This is a genomic window from Gordonia soli NBRC 108243 (assembly GCF_000334455.1).
GTDB lineage: Bacteria > Actinomycetota > Actinomycetes > Mycobacteriales > Mycobacteriaceae > Gordonia > Gordonia soli.
Map to the genome: position 1 here is coordinate 71,012 of NZ_BANX01000007.1, position 14,705 is coordinate 85,716.

Annotated in this window: 18 protein-coding genes; 8 read left to right on the forward strand and 10 right to left on the reverse strand. The window is 66.7% G+C overall.

The genetic code is table 11. The annotated features are described in order from the left end of the window. Positions 1–2: 2 nt before the first annotated feature. Complete coding sequence (locus GS4_RS05580) at positions 3–302, forward strand: hypothetical protein (protein WP_007618355.1); 300 nt, start codon at positions 3–5, stop codon at positions 300–302. 1,239 nt (positions 303–1,541) lie between these two features. Here GS4_RS05580 and GS4_RS25550 read toward each other — a convergent pair. Further along, on the reverse strand, positions 1,542–1,883 hold the full coding sequence (locus GS4_RS25550; protein ID WP_157226515.1) for a hypothetical protein: 342 nt from the start codon (positions 1,881–1,883) through the stop codon (positions 1,542–1,544). Between the two features lie 447 nt (positions 1,884–2,330). Between GS4_RS25550 and GS4_RS05585 the strand changes: the two genes are divergently transcribed. The 4 genes from GS4_RS05585 (at position 2,331) to GS4_RS05600 (ending at position 5,614) form a co-directional block, all read left to right on the forward strand. Beyond that, positions 2,331–2,801 (forward strand): RDD family protein, encoded by a 471-nt coding sequence (locus GS4_RS05585; protein ID WP_007618357.1) that lies wholly within the window; start codon positions 2,331–2,333, stop codon positions 2,799–2,801. A gap of 460 nt (positions 2,802–3,261) precedes the next feature. After that, positions 3,262–4,236 (forward strand): acyl-CoA dehydrogenase family protein, encoded by a 975-nt coding sequence (locus GS4_RS05590; protein WP_007618367.1) that lies wholly within the window; start codon positions 3,262–3,264, stop codon positions 4,234–4,236. After that, positions 4,233–5,009: a PIG-L deacetylase family protein gene (locus tag GS4_RS05595; protein WP_007618369.1), complete on the forward strand. Its 777-nt coding sequence runs from the start codon at positions 4,233–4,235 to the stop codon at positions 5,007–5,009. The genes GS4_RS05590 and GS4_RS05595 overlap by 4 nt, the downstream gene beginning before the upstream one ends. After that, the gene (locus GS4_RS05600; RefSeq protein WP_007618371.1) at positions 5,006–5,614 is read left to right on the forward strand and encodes a class I SAM-dependent DNA methyltransferase; all 609 of its coding nucleotides are present in this window, start codon (positions 5,006–5,008) and stop codon (positions 5,612–5,614) included. Before GS4_RS05595 ends, GS4_RS05600 begins: the two co-directional genes overlap by 4 nt. Positions 5,615–5,617: 3 nt before the next feature. Here GS4_RS05600 and GS4_RS05605 read toward each other — a convergent pair whose 3' ends face one another. The 3 genes from GS4_RS05605 to GS4_RS05615 form a co-directional block, all read right to left on the reverse strand. Continuing rightward, positions 5,618–6,337, reverse strand: a complete 720-nt coding sequence (locus GS4_RS05605) for a glycosyltransferase family 2 protein (protein ID WP_245555580.1) — start codon at positions 6,335–6,337, stop codon at positions 5,618–5,620. Between the two features lie 99 nt (positions 6,338–6,436). After that, entirely contained in the window at positions 6,437–7,330 is an 894-nt protein-coding gene (locus GS4_RS05610) for an SDR family oxidoreductase (RefSeq protein ID WP_007618375.1), read from the reverse strand. Further along, the gene (locus GS4_RS05615) at positions 7,327–7,806 is read right to left on the reverse strand and encodes a MarR family transcriptional regulator (RefSeq protein ID WP_007618377.1); all 480 of its coding nucleotides are present in this window, start codon (positions 7,804–7,806) and stop codon (positions 7,327–7,329) included. The genes GS4_RS05610 and GS4_RS05615 overlap by 4 nt, the downstream gene beginning before the upstream one ends. 105 nt (positions 7,807–7,911) lie before the next feature. Here GS4_RS05615 and GS4_RS05620 point away from each other — a divergent pair, with 105 nt between their 5' ends. Further along, a complete protein-coding gene (locus GS4_RS05620; RefSeq protein ID WP_007618383.1) occupies positions 7,912–9,396 on the forward strand; it encodes an MFS transporter in 1,485 nt (494 codons plus the stop codon). Between the two features lie 102 nt (positions 9,397–9,498). Here the strand turns inward: GS4_RS05620 and thpD are convergent, their stop codons facing one another. The 4 genes from thpD to GS4_RS05635 all read right to left on the reverse strand — a co-directional run bounded on the left by thpD (position 9,499) and on the right by GS4_RS05635 (position 12,358). Further along, complete coding sequence (thpD, locus tag GS4_RS05625; RefSeq protein ID WP_040509680.1) at positions 9,499–10,392, reverse strand: ectoine hydroxylase; 894 nt, start codon at positions 10,390–10,392, stop codon at positions 9,499–9,501. A 130-nt stretch (positions 10,393–10,522) separates the two neighbouring features. After that, entirely contained in the window at positions 10,523–10,666 is a 144-nt protein-coding gene (locus tag GS4_RS25555) for a hypothetical protein (protein ID WP_157226516.1), read from the reverse strand. A gap of 85 nt (positions 10,667–10,751) precedes the next feature. Next, positions 10,752–11,735, reverse strand: coding sequence for a TauD/TfdA dioxygenase family protein (locus GS4_RS05630; protein WP_007618385.1), 984 nt, complete (start codon positions 11,733–11,735; stop codon positions 10,752–10,754). Between the two features lie 239 nt (positions 11,736–11,974). After that, complete coding sequence (locus GS4_RS05635) at positions 11,975–12,358, reverse strand: DUF5313 domain-containing protein (RefSeq protein ID WP_007618386.1); 384 nt, start codon at positions 12,356–12,358, stop codon at positions 11,975–11,977. 118 nt (positions 12,359–12,476) lie between these two features. On the opposite strand from GS4_RS05635, the gene GS4_RS05640 reads away from it, so the two are divergent. Further along, on the forward strand, positions 12,477–12,968 hold the full coding sequence (locus GS4_RS05640; protein WP_051989630.1) for a MarR family winged helix-turn-helix transcriptional regulator: 492 nt from the start codon (positions 12,477–12,479) through the stop codon (positions 12,966–12,968). A gap of 209 nt (positions 12,969–13,177) precedes the next feature. Continuing rightward, on the forward strand, positions 13,178–13,531 hold the full coding sequence (locus tag GS4_RS05645; RefSeq protein WP_051989631.1) for a hypothetical protein: 354 nt from the start codon (positions 13,178–13,180) through the stop codon (positions 13,529–13,531). 150 nt (positions 13,532–13,681) lie between these two features. Here the strand turns inward: GS4_RS05645 and GS4_RS05650 are convergent, their stop codons facing one another. Both GS4_RS05650 and GS4_RS05655 read right to left on the reverse strand, forming a co-directional pair. Then, positions 13,682–13,870 carry a hypothetical protein gene (locus GS4_RS05650; protein ID WP_157226517.1) on the reverse strand — a complete coding sequence of 63 codons (189 nt, stop codon included), beginning with the start codon at positions 13,868–13,870 and terminating at the stop codon, positions 13,682–13,684. 86 nt (positions 13,871–13,956) lie between these two features. Continuing rightward, positions 13,957–14,694: an SDR family NAD(P)-dependent oxidoreductase gene (locus tag GS4_RS05655; protein WP_007618391.1), complete on the reverse strand. Its 738-nt coding sequence runs from the start codon at positions 14,692–14,694 to the stop codon at positions 13,957–13,959. Positions 14,695–14,705 lie beyond the last annotated feature (11 nt).

The following is a 14,705-nucleotide window of genomic DNA, read 5'->3' on the forward strand; positions in this document are numbered from 1 at the left end:
TCATGACCACACCCACCACCGGCGCCGAATCGCGCACACCGTCACGCCATCCCGCTGACAGTCATGCCCCCGACGCCGACAACGATCCAAGCGGCTTCCCCCTGCTCCAAGCAGCACTATTCGTCGCCGGATGCGCCCTGCTGGTCCTGGCCGCAGCCAACCTCACCCACCTCACCGAATGGTCACAACGATGGGGACAGATCCCAGTGTTCCTCGGCTTCTTCCTCCTCATGTCCATCGCCGGACGGTGGTTCTGGACCGGCACCGACGCCATCCTGGCCAAAACCATCGGCAACCAATGACCCACACAAGTCATCGGAAACCAGGTACCCGCCGTCCTCGACGGTCCCACACACGGACCACCACAACACTTCTCGCCCTGACAGGAACACTTGCCGGCACCATCGCACTCGCCACAGCCGCACTCACCGGCCCCTCCTCGCCCGCACACGCCGACCCACTCTGTGACCAGATGCGCGCCCAATACGGGCCCGGCTGGCCCTGCATCAGCGTCCCTACCTACACCCCACCACCCACGCAGAACACCCCGCCACCCACCACCGGCGGCAACAACCGGGGCTCCTCGAGCGGCCCCGGCATAGCCGGCAACCCCGGACCAGGCCCCGGCGAAGGCAACGGCACACCCATCGTGCCCGTGCCAGGACAACCGGTCGCCCCGCCGCCGGGTCAACTGACGATTGTTCCCGTGCCCGGAACACCACGCCACGACCGGTCACCGAGCGATCGAGGCCAGCACTCAGACGTTCGGAGCCCGTCGACACCGAATCCGACGCCCCCACCCGGGCGTAGCGACGGGTCCTCGAGCACGCAGGCACCCCGGCAGCAGCCTTTGGACAAGGGTGTCGAGGCGGATCGGCCCGCCCCGCCTGTAGGTGGTTCGACGATTCCGTTAGGGGCATGGGTCGTTGCCGGGGCCGCCGCGTTGGCGGTCTCGCGGCCGCGGCGCGGCCGAGGAGCCGCGTTCCGAGCGATCGGCGTGGGACGACGTAATGCCGCCAACATCCAGCAAGGTCCGACCAACTCGCAGCCTTCTTGGGAGCGTTCAAACAACGGCGACGCCGGCAGCGGCTACGATGCGCATCAGTCCCCTTCGGTCACTGGCAACGAAGGGCAAGCCACCATCGACGGTGGCGATTCATCGGCTGGCGCTGGAGCTGGCGGCGACTCTGGCACTACGGCAGCACCACAGAACGGCCCCGCCCCCGCGCCTGAACCTGCACCGGACACGAGCCCTCGCACAGTGCCATCTCCGCAGCCGACCCCAGCCCCGCCACCATCGCAGTCAAGTCCCACTCCCCGGCAGCTCGACTTCGACCCGAAAGCCCCCGACGGCAATGGCGAGGAAGCTACGAGAAGAAACCGCCCGAGCGCTCGACCGGAGCTGATGCCTCTGTCGATGCCAAGGAACCGCCGTCAAAGGCAAAGCATGGGCACGAGAGACAGGTCCCACCCACGAGGCCCGAGTGGAATGGAACGATCAGACCGAACGTCACAGGACCTATGCCGAAGGTCGGGCCGGTTCACAGGCCGAGGCACATGGTGAAGCACGCATCGGGAGGAAAGGCTTTTGGGTCGGCGGAGGCGGCTTCGCCGGCGGGAAAGCCGAGGGCAAGGTCGGCATGGAAAGCGACAAACCATCGTCGACAGATGTTGAGGCCGGAGTCGACGGCCGTGTCGGTATTGGTGTCGAAATCGGCGGCGGCATCGAACAACAACCCGATGGCCGGTTGAAGATTGGTGCGCGCTTCGGATTCGCGGCGGGGCCGGGGGCCGAAACAAGCATCACCGTCCATACCCCCAGCCCTGGGGAGATCTTCAGGAGACTGAATCCCTTTGACTAGACACACCATCGACGGCGTCACCGTCACCTTCCCACAGCACTGGACACCGATTGACAGTCCACCGCCCTGGCCGCGTCCACTGCGGCTGCACACACAAGGCGGCGTCTGCTCTGCAGTCATAGCTCTTGACGAACAAGCAGCCGTACCAGATGCTGCTGACCGTGGTCCACACCCTGCTTTGAACGTCCCCGCCCTCACCCGTCCACTCAAAGTTGCGGAACTGGAGTTGATTGCGGGCATGCCAGCGGCTGTGTTGACCACGAGCATTGCTGACGCTGAATTCGATGGCGGAGCACTCTATGTATTCGGATTTCGTTGGTCTATCCCGCACCAAGGCCAGCCAGGACCGCTCGTGGTGGTCGATTTCATGTCTTCAGCCGCGGCGGCTGAACGGTGTCTGACTGATTTCGACCAGACGATTCGGTCGATCGAGGTCACCGGGATTCGCTCCAGTCAAGGTGCCATCTGATGTCGACGAACCTTACTGAGGCCTCCACCCCGTATCCACTCGCATCTCTCGGACGGCGGCTGGCCGCAGCCGCCCTCGACGGCGCGTTCTTTATCGCCGTCATCATCGCGCTGGTGATCGCAGCGAACATCATCGCGGCGTGGGCACCTCAGGATTCCACCCTCGCCGGCACCATCTGGATTGCCACCACCATCGCCAGCCCCATCCTCTACATACTCGGCAACGCCGTCCTACTGCAAGGACTCAGCGGCGCCACCCTCGGCAAACACCTGATGGGCATCGACGTCGTCAACGACGCCACAGACGCCCCCATCGGATTCAACCGGGCACTGCTCCGCGCGGCGATCACCTACCTCATCGACCTACCCACCCTGATCGGACCCGCACTTATCGTCCTCACTCCTCACGGCCGCACCCTCGCCGATCGCACCTGCCACACCCTCGTCATCAACCAATTACCACGCCGGTAAGACCCAGATCGCCGCACTTTCAATCTGGGGTGTTCATGGCTCAAATTGCCACCAGGACCCCGATCTCCAGTAGAGCTTGTGATGATAGCTAGGCTAGCTAGCATTCGAGCTTTCGAAGAACTCATCCAGAGCAGCGCGACCATCCGACACCATTGACGTTATTGGAGGAGTTCGTGCCGGGCGCTCCGGATGAAGTAGGTGCTGCGGTCCTGGACGCCGACGACGCGAATGCGAAATCGAGCCCGATCTCGTGACACACCGAACCTGGCGGCGTTCTCACCTTTCATGAGAGTCAAGATATGGGGCGGATTCCGCGCCCAGCGAAGGCAGTGGCGCGTGAATCTCGTCGGCGACCACGCGACCCCATCCACCGTTGGGCCGATGCCGCCACCACTGGACCCCTGACCCGGACTATCCCGGCGACGGTTGACACGTCGACTCTTCGGGTACCGATGAGTCGATGACCGCCGCGAGTGCCACCGACATCGCCCGCCGCCTGGTGGGCGACAACCCGGACGTTCCGCTGCCCGGTCGCGGCGACACCGGCGGCCGGTTCCGCTTTCTGCTCGACCACACCCGATCCGACATACCGGTCGGACGACTCGTCGAGGCGCACCTGGACGCGACGGCGATCCTCGACGAACTCGCCGCGAGCAGCCCCGGCGCCGATCAACTGTGGGGCGTGTGGGCCGCCGAACCCCCCTCACCGGTGCTGACCGCGACGTCGACATCGTCGGGATGGCGGTTGTCCGGGACGAAGCCGTGGTGTTCCGGGGCCTCCGGGTGCACGAATGCACTCGTCACCGCGACGGTCGGTGCGACCCGACCACTGTTCGCGGTCGATCTGACCCACCCGCGCGTCCGCCCGGAACCGTCGGCGTGGCACGCGGCCGGGATGGCTCGGACCGACACCCGCGCGGTGCATTTCGCCGACGTACCGGCCGAACCGCTCGGTGACGCCGATGCGTACCTCGAACGGGCCGGTTTCTGGCACGGCGGGATCGGGGTGGCCGCGTGCTGGGCAGGTGGCGCACACGCGGTCGCCGATCGACTGTTCGGCTCGGTGACACCGGCGTCGGACGAGCTCCGGCTCCTCGCAGCGGGGCGGATCGACACCGCCCTCGCCACCGCGCGAGCACTGCTGTCCGACGCCGCTTCCGAGATCGACGACGCCCCGGACGACCTCAGCTCCGCGAGGATTCGCGCCCTGCGGGTCCGATCCGCGATCGACGAGATCGCCTCCACCGTCGTCACCGGAGTGGGTCGCACGCTCGGTCCGGGACCTCTCGTCGGAGACGCCGACCATGCCGACCGCGTCGCCGACCTCACCGTGTACATCCGCCAGTCCCACGGGGATCGGGACCTCGCGTCACTCGGTCGTCTGCTGGCCGAGGCTCATCCCGAGCCGACTGCCACCGATCGGACGTCGGCATGACGGTCACCGACAGCCAGGGAAGGTTCGGGGGCGCCGACGATCACGGGACACCGGTGCGGCTGTGGGCCGACGCCTTCGACGATCCGGATCGCGCTCCGCGGTCGCCGTTCGATCCGCCGGAGCGTCTACTCGTCGTCGGCGCACACCCCGACGACGAGGTCCTGGGCGTCGGAGGACTGATGAGTCAGGCGGTCGACGCCGGTACCGCGGCGACCGTACTCTGCCTGTCCGACGGTCGGGGATCCCACCCGGACTCCACCACCGTGACCCCGGATCAACTGGCCGACATCCGACTTCGTGAGCTCCGCGCGGCTCTGACGGTACTCGGTGTCGATGACATGGTGTGTGCCGGACTACCCGACGGCGGGCTCACTCCGCTGGAGTCGACCGTGCACGAGATCATCGCCGCTGCGATCGGCAGCGACAGCGGGGCCCAGCACACCCTGGTACTGGCTCCGTCCGGCTTCGACGGTCACCCGGATCACGAGACTGTCGGACGATGTGCGACCCGGGCTGCGGGCGCCTCGGGGACATCGGTCGCCCACTATCCGATCTGGTTGTGGCACTGGTCGTTTCCCGGCGATCCGGACATTCCCTGGTCGACGATGCGCCTCCACCCGCTGCGGCCGGCCGATCTGCGCCGGAAGCGCGAAGCCATCGCACAGTTCCCGAGTCAGACCCGACAACTGTCGGATGCCCGCGCGGATCGTCCGGTTCTCCCTCCCGCTGTCCTGGCCCGCCACCTCCGTCCCTGGGAAGCGTTGTTCGGATGAGCGACCGTGAGCCGATGGAACCGGCGTACTTCCGCGCCATGTACGGCGCGAGCGACGATCCGTGGGGCTTCACCTCACGGTGGTACGAGGAGCGCAAGCGAGCGCTCACCATGGCCGCCCTTCCCCGCCCTCGGTACCGCACCGCACTCGAGGTGGGGAGTTCGATCGGGGTGCTCAGTGCACTGCTGGCCGACCGTTGCGATCGCCTGCTCTGTCTCGAACTCGACGGACGCGCGGTGGAACTCGCGCGCGAACGCCTGGCGTCGTCAGACGGCATCGTCATCGAGCAGCGTGACTTCTTCGCCGATCCACCGTCGGACTCCTACGACCTCATCGTCTACAGCGAGGTCCTCTATTACGCCACCCACGAGCAACTCTCGCAGACTCTCGACTGGACAACCGAGCACCTGCGTGCGGGTGGGGCACTAGTCGCCGTGCATTGGCGCGCCGACGTCGCGGAGTACCCCCAGACAGCAAGGGACGTCCACACCGCCCTGCGTGGCGCGCTGCACGAATCGGCGCGGTACCTGGACGAGGATCTCGAGCTCGGACTCTTCACCCATCCGGGTACGCCGTCGGTCGCAGCCGCCGAAGGACTCTCCTGATCGTCAGGCGGTCCGCTGCTCGGCGATGACGTCGGTGTCGTCGGTGCCATCGGTGACGTCGGCCAGTTGTCGCAGATCCCGCATGAAGCCGGCGAATCCACCTGCGGTGCGGCCGGATTCACGAACCGAGGTGAGGACCGGGGCCAGAGCGGTCCGCGCGACGACGGCTCCCGACAGCGATGCCCGCGACACCAGGTCGACATCCTCGTCGAGCGCCATCGACCGGAAGCCGCCGATCCGGTGATAGACACTCGCCCGGAACCCGAGGTTGGCGCCGTGCACGTGACCATGGCCGTCGACCCGTCGATAGTGCGCCTCGTACAGCTCGGTCATCGTGGTCGACCAGTGTTGTCTGTCATCGGGTTCGACGAGTCCGGCCACCACGTCGGCGCCCGCGGCCGCGAGTGCGAGATGGGTGGTCAGCCAGTCGTCGCCGACGCGGGAGTCCGCATCGGTGGTCGCGAACCAGGTCCGGTCGTCCCACGCGGCGTGCGCGAATCCCGCTGCGCGGGCAGCACCGACAGTCCGTGAATCGATGTGACGCACCCGCCACCGTGTGTCGCCATGGGCGGCCACACCTGCCCGGGCAGCCATCGCAGTCGCCTCGTCGCAATCGTCGAGGACGATGACGACGTCCACGGGCCCGTCGACGCGGCGTACCGCCCGCGCCAGGGCAGCGAGGCAGTCCGGCAGCACAAGCGATTCGTCATGCGCCGGAACCACCACGACAGCACACGGGACCCCGGAGGTGATGGCGGAGCTGGCGGGCGACGTCACCCTCATCCGATTCCCGAGGATGGTCCGACTCAAACCAGCCCGACTTCAGTCGGAGCCGGAGTAATCGGCGACCTGTCCGTCACGCGGGGCTCGGTACATCCGCCACAGCAGACGGGGCACACCGCGGAGCGGAAGCGCAGCGGGCGACGTCGACGGTCGGATGAGCGCGTCGGTTCCACCGTCGACCACGATCACGCTGCCCACCAACACGTCGGCCGCCGGCGACAGCATGAACAGCGCCCACGACGCCAGCACGTCGGCGGTACCGAAGCGGCGCACCGGGATAGGGAACGACCGCACGTTCTCGCCGGTGGGACCGTCCAGCTGAGCGCGTAGCAGCGGGGTCAGCACCGGCCCCGGCGCCAGCACGTTGAGTCGGATACCGGCGCCTGCCCACTCCGGCCGGACAGCGCGCCGACGCACCCATCGGGTCACCGCGATCTTGGATGCCGCGTATGCAACCGGCGCCGACAGCCCACGCCGACGACGGATACGGCGGGTCGCCGCATCGACCTCCCCGCGGAGGAGTTCACGGATCGCACGACGCGGGACGAACGGCGTCGTGGTCGTCGAGTTCGACCCGAGCACCACCACACGGGCATCCCCGGTGACGGCAAGAGCCGGACGCCACGCCTCGAGCAGAGCGGTGACCCCGAGCAGGTTCACCTCGATGGTGGCCCGTTCGCGCCCGGCCGCAGGCCCCAGCCCGGCGGCGAGGACGGCACCGCCGAGAGTGCCGCCGGCGAGTTCGAGAACGCCCCGGGCCGCTGTCGACCGCCCGTCAGCGGTCGAGAGGTCGGCGATGACATCGGCGTCGTGCAGGTCGACACCGATCACGCGACGGCCGTCGGCTCGCAGCGCGTCGGCGACCGCACGACCGATCCCGGACGCAGAGCCGGTCACAGCGACGGCTGCGGCGGGCCGGTCGACCGAGCTCATCGCAGGGAACGCTCGGTCGATCGGTCGACGGTCCGCTGATAGGCCTGGTTGAAGGCACGGAGTTCACGCAAGAGTCCCTCGGGCGTCCCGGGGGCCAAGTCGTCGAACACGCGGTTGAGTCTCTCCACTCGGAGTTGGCCGTCGTGCTCGAATGCCTCCTGACCGGCCGGTGTGGGCCGGATCATCCGACTCACCGAGCCGGGAACCTCGAACCGCTCCAGGTAGCCGTGGTTGATGGCCGAGTTGACCTGTCGGTTGACCGTCGACTGTTCGAGTTCGAGTTCCTCGGTCAGCTCCCGCAGGGTCCGAGCCCGACCGTCGGCGAGCACCAGGAGGATCGCGAAGGCCGAGGCCTCCAGGATCGCGTGCGGATAGATGTTCGTCTTGCGCCGGTTGAAGGTCTGCAACTCCTCCACGATGTCCCGGAACAGCGGCGACGGCCATGGGTCGTGATCGGTCTGATCTGCGATTCCCACAGGCGCTTCCCACCTTCCTGCTCAGGCTCTCGGTACCCGACAATCTATCTCGATTGATGTATGTACGTTACATATGTACCATGCACATGGTCTAAGGAGGTTCGCATGTCGAACGAATTGTCGGGGGCGCCGACGACCGACGAGGTCCCCCACGCCGACGCGACCAACCGCGCGGCCATCGCGTCTGTCATCGTGCTGTGCTTCGGCGGTCTGGTCGTCTCGCTGATGCAGACGCTGATCATCCCGATCCAGCCCGAGTTGCCGCGACTGCTCGACACCTCGATCAGCAACGCATCGTGGGTGATCACCGCAACCCTGCTCGCCGCAGCCGTGACGATGCCGATCGCCGGACGTCTCGGTGACATGTTCGGCAAGCAGCGCATCCTGCTCGCGAGCGGCGTCCTGCTGATCATCGGGTGCGTGGTGTGCGCGCTCAGCAGTTCGCTCGTGCCGATGATCGCCGGTCGTGCAATCCAGGGCTTCGCGATGGGCTTCATCCCGGTCGGCATCAGCCTGATCCGTGAGATCACGCCGCCGCGGCTGACGACCACCGGCGTGGCAGCCATGAGCGCGACGCTCGGTGTCGGTGGCGCCATCGGTCTGCCGCTGTCGGCGTGGATCGCCCAGACCTGGGACTGGCACATGCTCTTCTGGATCTCCGCGGTCCTCGCCGCGGTCATCACCGCTCTGGTCCTTCTCGTGGTGCCGCACGTGAACGACAGCGTCGGTGGACGTTTCGACATCGTCGGCGCGCTCGGGCTCGCGGTCGGTCTGGTGGCCATCCTGGTCGCGGTGTCGAAAGGCAACGACTGGGGATGGACCGAAGGGTCCACCCTCGGCCTGCTCTTCGGCGGACTCGCCGTACTCCTCGTCTGGGGATGGTTCGAGCTCCGGCAGTCCGACCCGCTCGTCGATCTGCGCACCACCGCACGGCCTGCCGTGCTGCTGACCAACGTCGCAGCGGTCGCCATCGGCTTCGGCATGATGGCCCAGGCGGTCGTCATCCCGACCCTGCTGGAGATGCCTGCCGCGACGGGATACGGACTGGGACAGAGCATCCTGGCCGCCGGCCTGTGGATGGCACCCGGTGGCCTGATGATGTTGGTGTTCGCCCCGGTCTCGAGCGCCCTGATCACCAACGCGGGCGCCAAGATCACCCTTGCCATCGGCGCCGGGGTGCTGGGCGTCGGATACTTGGTCGCGCTGGTCCTGATGGATGCGCCGTGGCAGTTGATGATCGCGTCGATCATCAGTTCCGCGGGCGTGGGAATCGGTTACGCGGCGATGCCGACACTCATCATGGGCGCGGTGCCGCCGGCCGAGGCCGGCGCGGCCGTCGGACTGAACGGTCTGATGCGTTCGATCGGCACCACCTGCGCATCGGCTGTGGTGGCGCTCGTGTTGTCCGGCAACACGATCGAACTCGGCGGTGCCGAGGTTCCGTCGGAGTCGGCGTTCCACATCGCGTTCCTGATCGCCGCCATCGCGGCGTTCGTCGGCGTGGCCATCACCCTGGCCATCCCGACCGCCCGCAAGCGCGCCGCCGCCCGGGAGTCCGCGGCCGAGCCGGAGACGGTGCCGTCGCGCTGACCGCCACGACGACGAGGGGCCTCCCGCATGGCGCGGTAGGCCCCTCGTCGTCTGTGTGTCGGATCCGTGCGGGTGTGCCGCCAGATCAGGAGTGCTGCCAGATCATCGATGCGCCAGGTGGTCCGGGCGCGGTGAATCGGCCGCGAACGGCTCGCCGATCGCATTGGAGGCAGCGTTGAACACCACGAACAGATTGCTTCGCGGGAACGGCGTGATGTTGCCCGACGACGCGTGCATGCAGTTGGAGTCGAAGTACAACGCCGAACCGGCCGGTCCGGTGATCATGTCGATCCCGTGCTCCTCCGCGAGATCGGAGACGTCGCTCTCCTCCGGTGTGCCGAACGGCGGTCGATACGAGGTGAGCGACTGCTGGTAGTAGTCGTCCGGGGTCTCGCCGACGCAGCTCACGAACTTCTGGTGTGAACCGGGGATGATCATGAGCGCGCCGTTGTACTCGAAATTCGGTGTGAGAGCCAGCGACACACTCAGCGCCCGCGGTCTCGGCATTCCGTCCTCGGCATGCCAGGTCTCGAAGTCGGAATGCCAGTAGAACGGCCCTCCGGCGAAGCCCGGTTTGAGATTGATCCGACTCTGGTGGATGTGAACGTCGTCGTCGAGGATCTGTCGTGCGACCCCGACGATCTCCTCGCGGGCACAGATCTCGGCGATCGCGTCGCTGAGTCGGTGCACCGCGAACAGCGAGCGGACGTCACCCGACGAGGACTCGCGGATCACTCGATCGTCGTCGCCGAGGCGAGCGGTGATCTCGTCGACCTCGGTGATGCAGTCCCGGATGTCGTCGTCGGCGAGGACGTTCTTCTCGGTGTGGTAGCCGAGGTCGCGATACGACCGCAACTGCGGCGCGGTCAACGGGCCCCGAGCCGACGTGTCCCCCCAGACGGTCGGATGGGGTCGTGGCTCGACGTGTCCGCGCTCGGCGAGACGGGTGCGGTAGACGTCGACGGGCCTGGGCCTGGTTGCTGTTTGAGTTGTCACGATCGGCACTGATCCTTTCCCTCAATCGGCATTCGAGCCGGGGATCTTCACTTGTCGATGGCGCATATCCGTCGTCGCAAGCCGCTGCTGGACTTCGACGACGCGTGCGGGTACCACGCGAAGCGCACTGTCACACACCGCATTCGTGGACGGCCCGCATCAGCACCAACTGCGCTCGACGTTGCCAGCCGCGGCACATCTCGCGCAACCATCCCGTCGCGTCTGCACACGCGGCGTCGGCGATGACGCAGCGCATCGCACCGCCGTTTGCCACGCCGCGGACAGGAGGTGCGCCATCTCACAGCTCAGCGACGGAGGGGCCGCCTATCTCTCACTCTCGTCCGGCGTACGTGCGAGGGTCAGGCTGCGTACGCCGCCAGCCGCTGCGATGCCTCGACGTCCGAATAGTGCGACGCGTCGCCTTGCAACACCTGACTCGGCGTTCCGTTCACATCCACCGGCACGTCACCGGCGAGGGTGATGCGGTGGAGTTCACGCTTCTGGTTGCCGAAGTCGGCGATGCCGTAGTGCTGAGTGGCACGGTTGTCCCAGATCACGACGTCGCCGAGCTTCCAGTTCCACCGGAAGGTGTTTTCGAGCTTGATGATCCGCGCTTGCAACAGCTGATAGAGATCGTTGAATTCAGACGCCTTCAGTCCACGGAACTCCTTGGCGAAGTGACCGAGGAGCAGGCTGCGCTCACCGGTCTCGGGGTGGACACGCACCACCGGGTGCAGCGTCTGGTACTCGGTGCTGGTGAACTCCTTGTAGTGCTCGGCCTTGTTCGCGACGTCGATGCCGCCGGAGGGCTCGGTCTGGCTCACGTAGTCGTAGAGGTTGCTGTGGGTCGCCCACAGCTCTTCGGCCAGCGCGCGCAACGGCTTCGGCAGCTGCTCGTAAGCCGCCACCGTCGACGCCCACGTCGTCGCGCCGCCGTAGGAGGGCAGCGTGACCGCGCGCAGGATGGATGCCTTCGGGATGCGGTCGACGAAGGTTACGTCGCTGTGCCAACTGTTCGCCGCTCCCTCGATGGTCAGCAGCTGGCTGCCCTTCGAGGTGACCGTCGGGTGCGGCGTGGTCGGCTGCCCGAGCAATTCCGCAAAGGCGTACTGCGATTCATCGTCGAGCGCGTGCTGTCCCTCGAAGACGATCACCTTGTTGGCGGCGAGCGCCAGTCGGATCGCTTCCACACGCTCCGTGGGGAGGTCTCCGCCGAGCGTCACATTGCCGATGCGCGCACCGATGTGCTCACCGAGTTTGTCGACGGTGATGCCGGCCTCGTCGTAGGCGGCCTGCGCCCTCGAGTCCCGTTCGATGTTCCGGTCGATCTGCGTTGACGTCATCGCCTCGGTGATCCCTTCGCGCTCTCGCGGGTGCTGCGCACTCCCCGCACGGAGATCCGGGATCACGGCCACCGCAAGGCTGTACGGATCGGCCCATCCACCCGGACCCTGACAGTTGTCGACGTCGCCCGATGCGGGCGGGTCCATCGCGGCACTCTCCACCTCAGGAAGAGGACGGTCAACGGTTTCGACGCACCGTCGCAGAAACCCGCTCAAGCCTTGACGCGCGGGCTCAGCGCTCAACGACCGCGGTACTTGCGGTGGTACTCGTCGTAGAGATCGGCGTCGCGCTCGTGCGCGCGCTTGTCGATGAGGTCGGGGTCGAGACCGTGCTTGGACAACTGGTGGCGACGCCACACGCGGTTCAGCGCGACGGAGAACATGATGTACGGCAACAGGATCGGCACCGTCATGTTCAGCCGGACCAGCCAGATGGCGGGAACGAAGAGGAGTGGTAGCAGGATGATCACGCAGGGGATTGCCCAGCGGACGATCATCCGGCGGACGGCGCCCGGGCCGGCGAGATCCTGCGCGACCCAGTCACGCATCGACGGCGGCAGCGTCCCGCCGTAGCAATACTTCACGTACTGCCAACCCCTCGGTCGACTCGCGTCTGCGGCCATCACCACGTCCGTCCTTCTGGCGATCAGATTCACTACCCTTTTAGATCGTGCGCTATCTAATCGTAGACTACGATAGCTCGGAGACGATGCGGGTGTGCGCAGGATCCCTTCACGCCCGATGCTCATACCCCGACACCGAGAGGCGGCTTCCGTGGCGAACACAGGCGAGGTCGACAAGCTGGCCCTCGAGAAGCAGGTCTGTTTCGCGCTCGCGGTCGCCAACCGCTCGGTGCTGGGGATCTACCGTCCGCTGCTCGAGCCGCTGGGCCTCACCCATCCGCAATATCTGGTGATGCTGGCGCTGTGGGAAGCCGAACCGCGATCGGTGAAAGAGATCGGCGCCGCCCTCCAACTCGACTCCGCGACCCTCTCACCGCTGCTGAAGAGGTTGCAGGCCATCGGGTACGTCACTCGTGGCCGGGACCCGGGCGATGAGCGCAGCACCGTCGTCGGACTCACCGACGCAGGCAGGGGCCTTCGCGAGCAGGCGCTCGCGATTCCGGACGCCGTCGTGTCCCGACTCGGCGTCGGGTACCCGATGCTCGAACGGCTGCACGCGGTGCTCACCGAGGTCAACGCGGCAGCGACGTCGGCTGGTCGATCCGTTTGAGCCCTGGCGGTCACGGTCGCACCGTCGACGTCACGGACACCTTCATGATTCGTGTCCCCAAATCAGAGACAGGAGGCTGAAGCTTGGCTACGCCGACCCATTTCATCGACGACAGAGACCTCCAGAGCTTTGTTGGTCCTCATCAGCAACTGTTCTCTTTCCAACAACCTTTCAGAGCGTTCGACGGTGTCGAGATCTTCCAGCGGGTCATGTCGCGCTTGCCTCGTCCCGGGTGGCCTGATGAGTTCACCGAGGACGAGATCGCGGCGGCACACTTCATCCAGGCTGCAGGCTCCGCAGATCGGATGACAGTCGAGATCCGGAAACCGGTCGAAGACCAGAGCGATCGACTGTTCACCATCGGTCACCCACCCGCTCACTGCACCACTGAGCCACCGGCAGAGGTCATCCGGTTCGGCGAGCACACCACGCCGGTGTACCCGAACGAGATCTTCGTCGCCGACAAAGCCGCAGAGTTGTTCTTCCACTACTACAAGAACGATGACATCCCTGATGGGTACGTGCTGCGAGAGTTGCATTTTCCCGAGTACGAGAACGCCTGACGCCGAGCCCGAGGTTCACCGCGCCAAACGCAACTGCAGTTGTCTGGTCCTACGACACACCGCGCACTGGGCGTCGTCGTACATCGGAGGGTCCTCCGGTACCGGCTCGCCCCGGCGAAGGGCGTGAACGTCGGAGTCGCGCCCGGCCAGTCACGCGGTCTGCGCCGGATCCCCCAGCCCCAGATGTCGGATGTCGTCGACCGCGGTCTGCGAGCGCCGACTGACGGCCTCGACCAACTCGTCGTAGGTGCGACACACCACCGACGATCCGGTCGGCCCGGCGACCACCCATCCGGACGGGATGGCCCGGATGGTGTCGCGCCGCAACAGCATCGACATTCGTCTGGCGACCGCAGCGCGTCGGCGTGGTCCGCTGACGAGGTCGGCCGCCCAGTCGAGCGGGGCGCCCGCGCACCCGCCGCACATCAGGGCATCACGTCGCCGGAATTGGGGCCGAGCACCTGACCGACGAAGAGGTTGCCACCCGGGTCCGATGCGAGCAGTACCGCGGTCGGCGCGATCTCCTCGGCGGTCCCGAATCTCCCTAGCGGCAACTCGGCACGCTTCGCGCGCTTCCACTCGTCATCGATGCCGGCGACCATCGGGGTGTCGATCGGGCCGGGTGCGATGGCGTTGACGAGCACGCCCTGAGCCGCGGTCTCCAGTGAGATCGACTTGGTCATCGCGATCACGCCGGCCTTGGCGGCCGCATAATGCGCAAGCGAGACACCACCTTTGATGCCCAACTGGGATGCCACGTTGATGATGCGGCCCGCGCCCTGCGCCAGCATCGGCCGCAGCGCCGCCCGGTTGAGCAGAAACACGCTCGTCAGATCGACGTCGATGGTCTCGCGCCACTGATCGGCAGCCATGTCGACGGTCGGCGATTGGGTGAGGATCCCGTGCGAGCAGACCAGGATGTCGATACCGCCGAGATCGGCGACGACATCCGCCACCAGTCCGTCGACCGCCGGCTCGGAGGTCGCGTCGACGGGCACGCCGCGGGCCGCGCCGATCTCGTCGGCGACGTCGGTGACGCGCCGGTCACGGTCGGCCAGCACCACCTGCGCGCCGGCATCGACGTAGGCCGCGGCGATCGCGCGACCGATCCCGGACGCCGCACCTGTCACCAGGGCGCGGCGTCCCTCCAGAATTCCGGACACTGCTTTCCTCT

Bases quoted from the DNA above. Each gene is read 5' to 3' on its own strand.
- GS4_RS05580 (WP_007618355.1), top strand. From the start codon at position 3: ATGACCACACCCACCACCGGCGCCGAATCGCGCACACCGTCACGCCAT.
- GS4_RS05585 (WP_007618357.1), top strand. From the start codon at position 2,331: ATGTCGACGAACCTTACTGAGGCCTCCACCCCGTATCCACTCGCATCT.
- GS4_RS05590 (WP_007618367.1), top strand. From the start codon at position 3,262: ATGACCGCCGCGAGTGCCACCGACATCGCCCGCCGCCTGGTGGGCGAC.
- GS4_RS05595 (WP_007618369.1), top strand. From the start codon at position 4,233: ATGACGGTCACCGACAGCCAGGGAAGGTTCGGGGGCGCCGACGATCAC.
- GS4_RS05600 (WP_007618371.1), top strand. From the start codon at position 5,006: ATGAGCGACCGTGAGCCGATGGAACCGGCGTACTTCCGCGCCATGTAC.
- GS4_RS05610 (WP_007618375.1), bottom strand. From the start codon at position 7,330: ATGAGCTCGGTCGACCGGCCCGCCGCAGCCGTCGCTGTGACCGGCTCT.
- GS4_RS05620 (WP_007618383.1), top strand. From the start codon at position 7,912: ATGTCGAACGAATTGTCGGGGGCGCCGACGACCGACGAGGTCCCCCAC.
- GS4_RS05630 (WP_007618385.1), bottom strand. From the start codon at position 11,735: ATGACGTCAACGCAGATCGACCGGAACATCGAACGGGACTCGAGGGCG.
- GS4_RS05635 (WP_007618386.1), bottom strand. From the start codon at position 12,358: ATGGCCGCAGACGCGAGTCGACCGAGGGGTTGGCAGTACGTGAAGTAT.
- GS4_RS05640 (WP_051989630.1), top strand. From the start codon at position 12,477: ATGCTCATACCCCGACACCGAGAGGCGGCTTCCGTGGCGAACACAGGC.
- GS4_RS05645 (WP_051989631.1), top strand. From the start codon at position 13,178: ATGTCGCGCTTGCCTCGTCCCGGGTGGCCTGATGAGTTCACCGAGGAC.
- GS4_RS05650 (WP_157226517.1), bottom strand. From the start codon at position 13,870: ATGTCGATGCTGTTGCGGCGCGACACCATCCGGGCCATCCCGTCCGGA.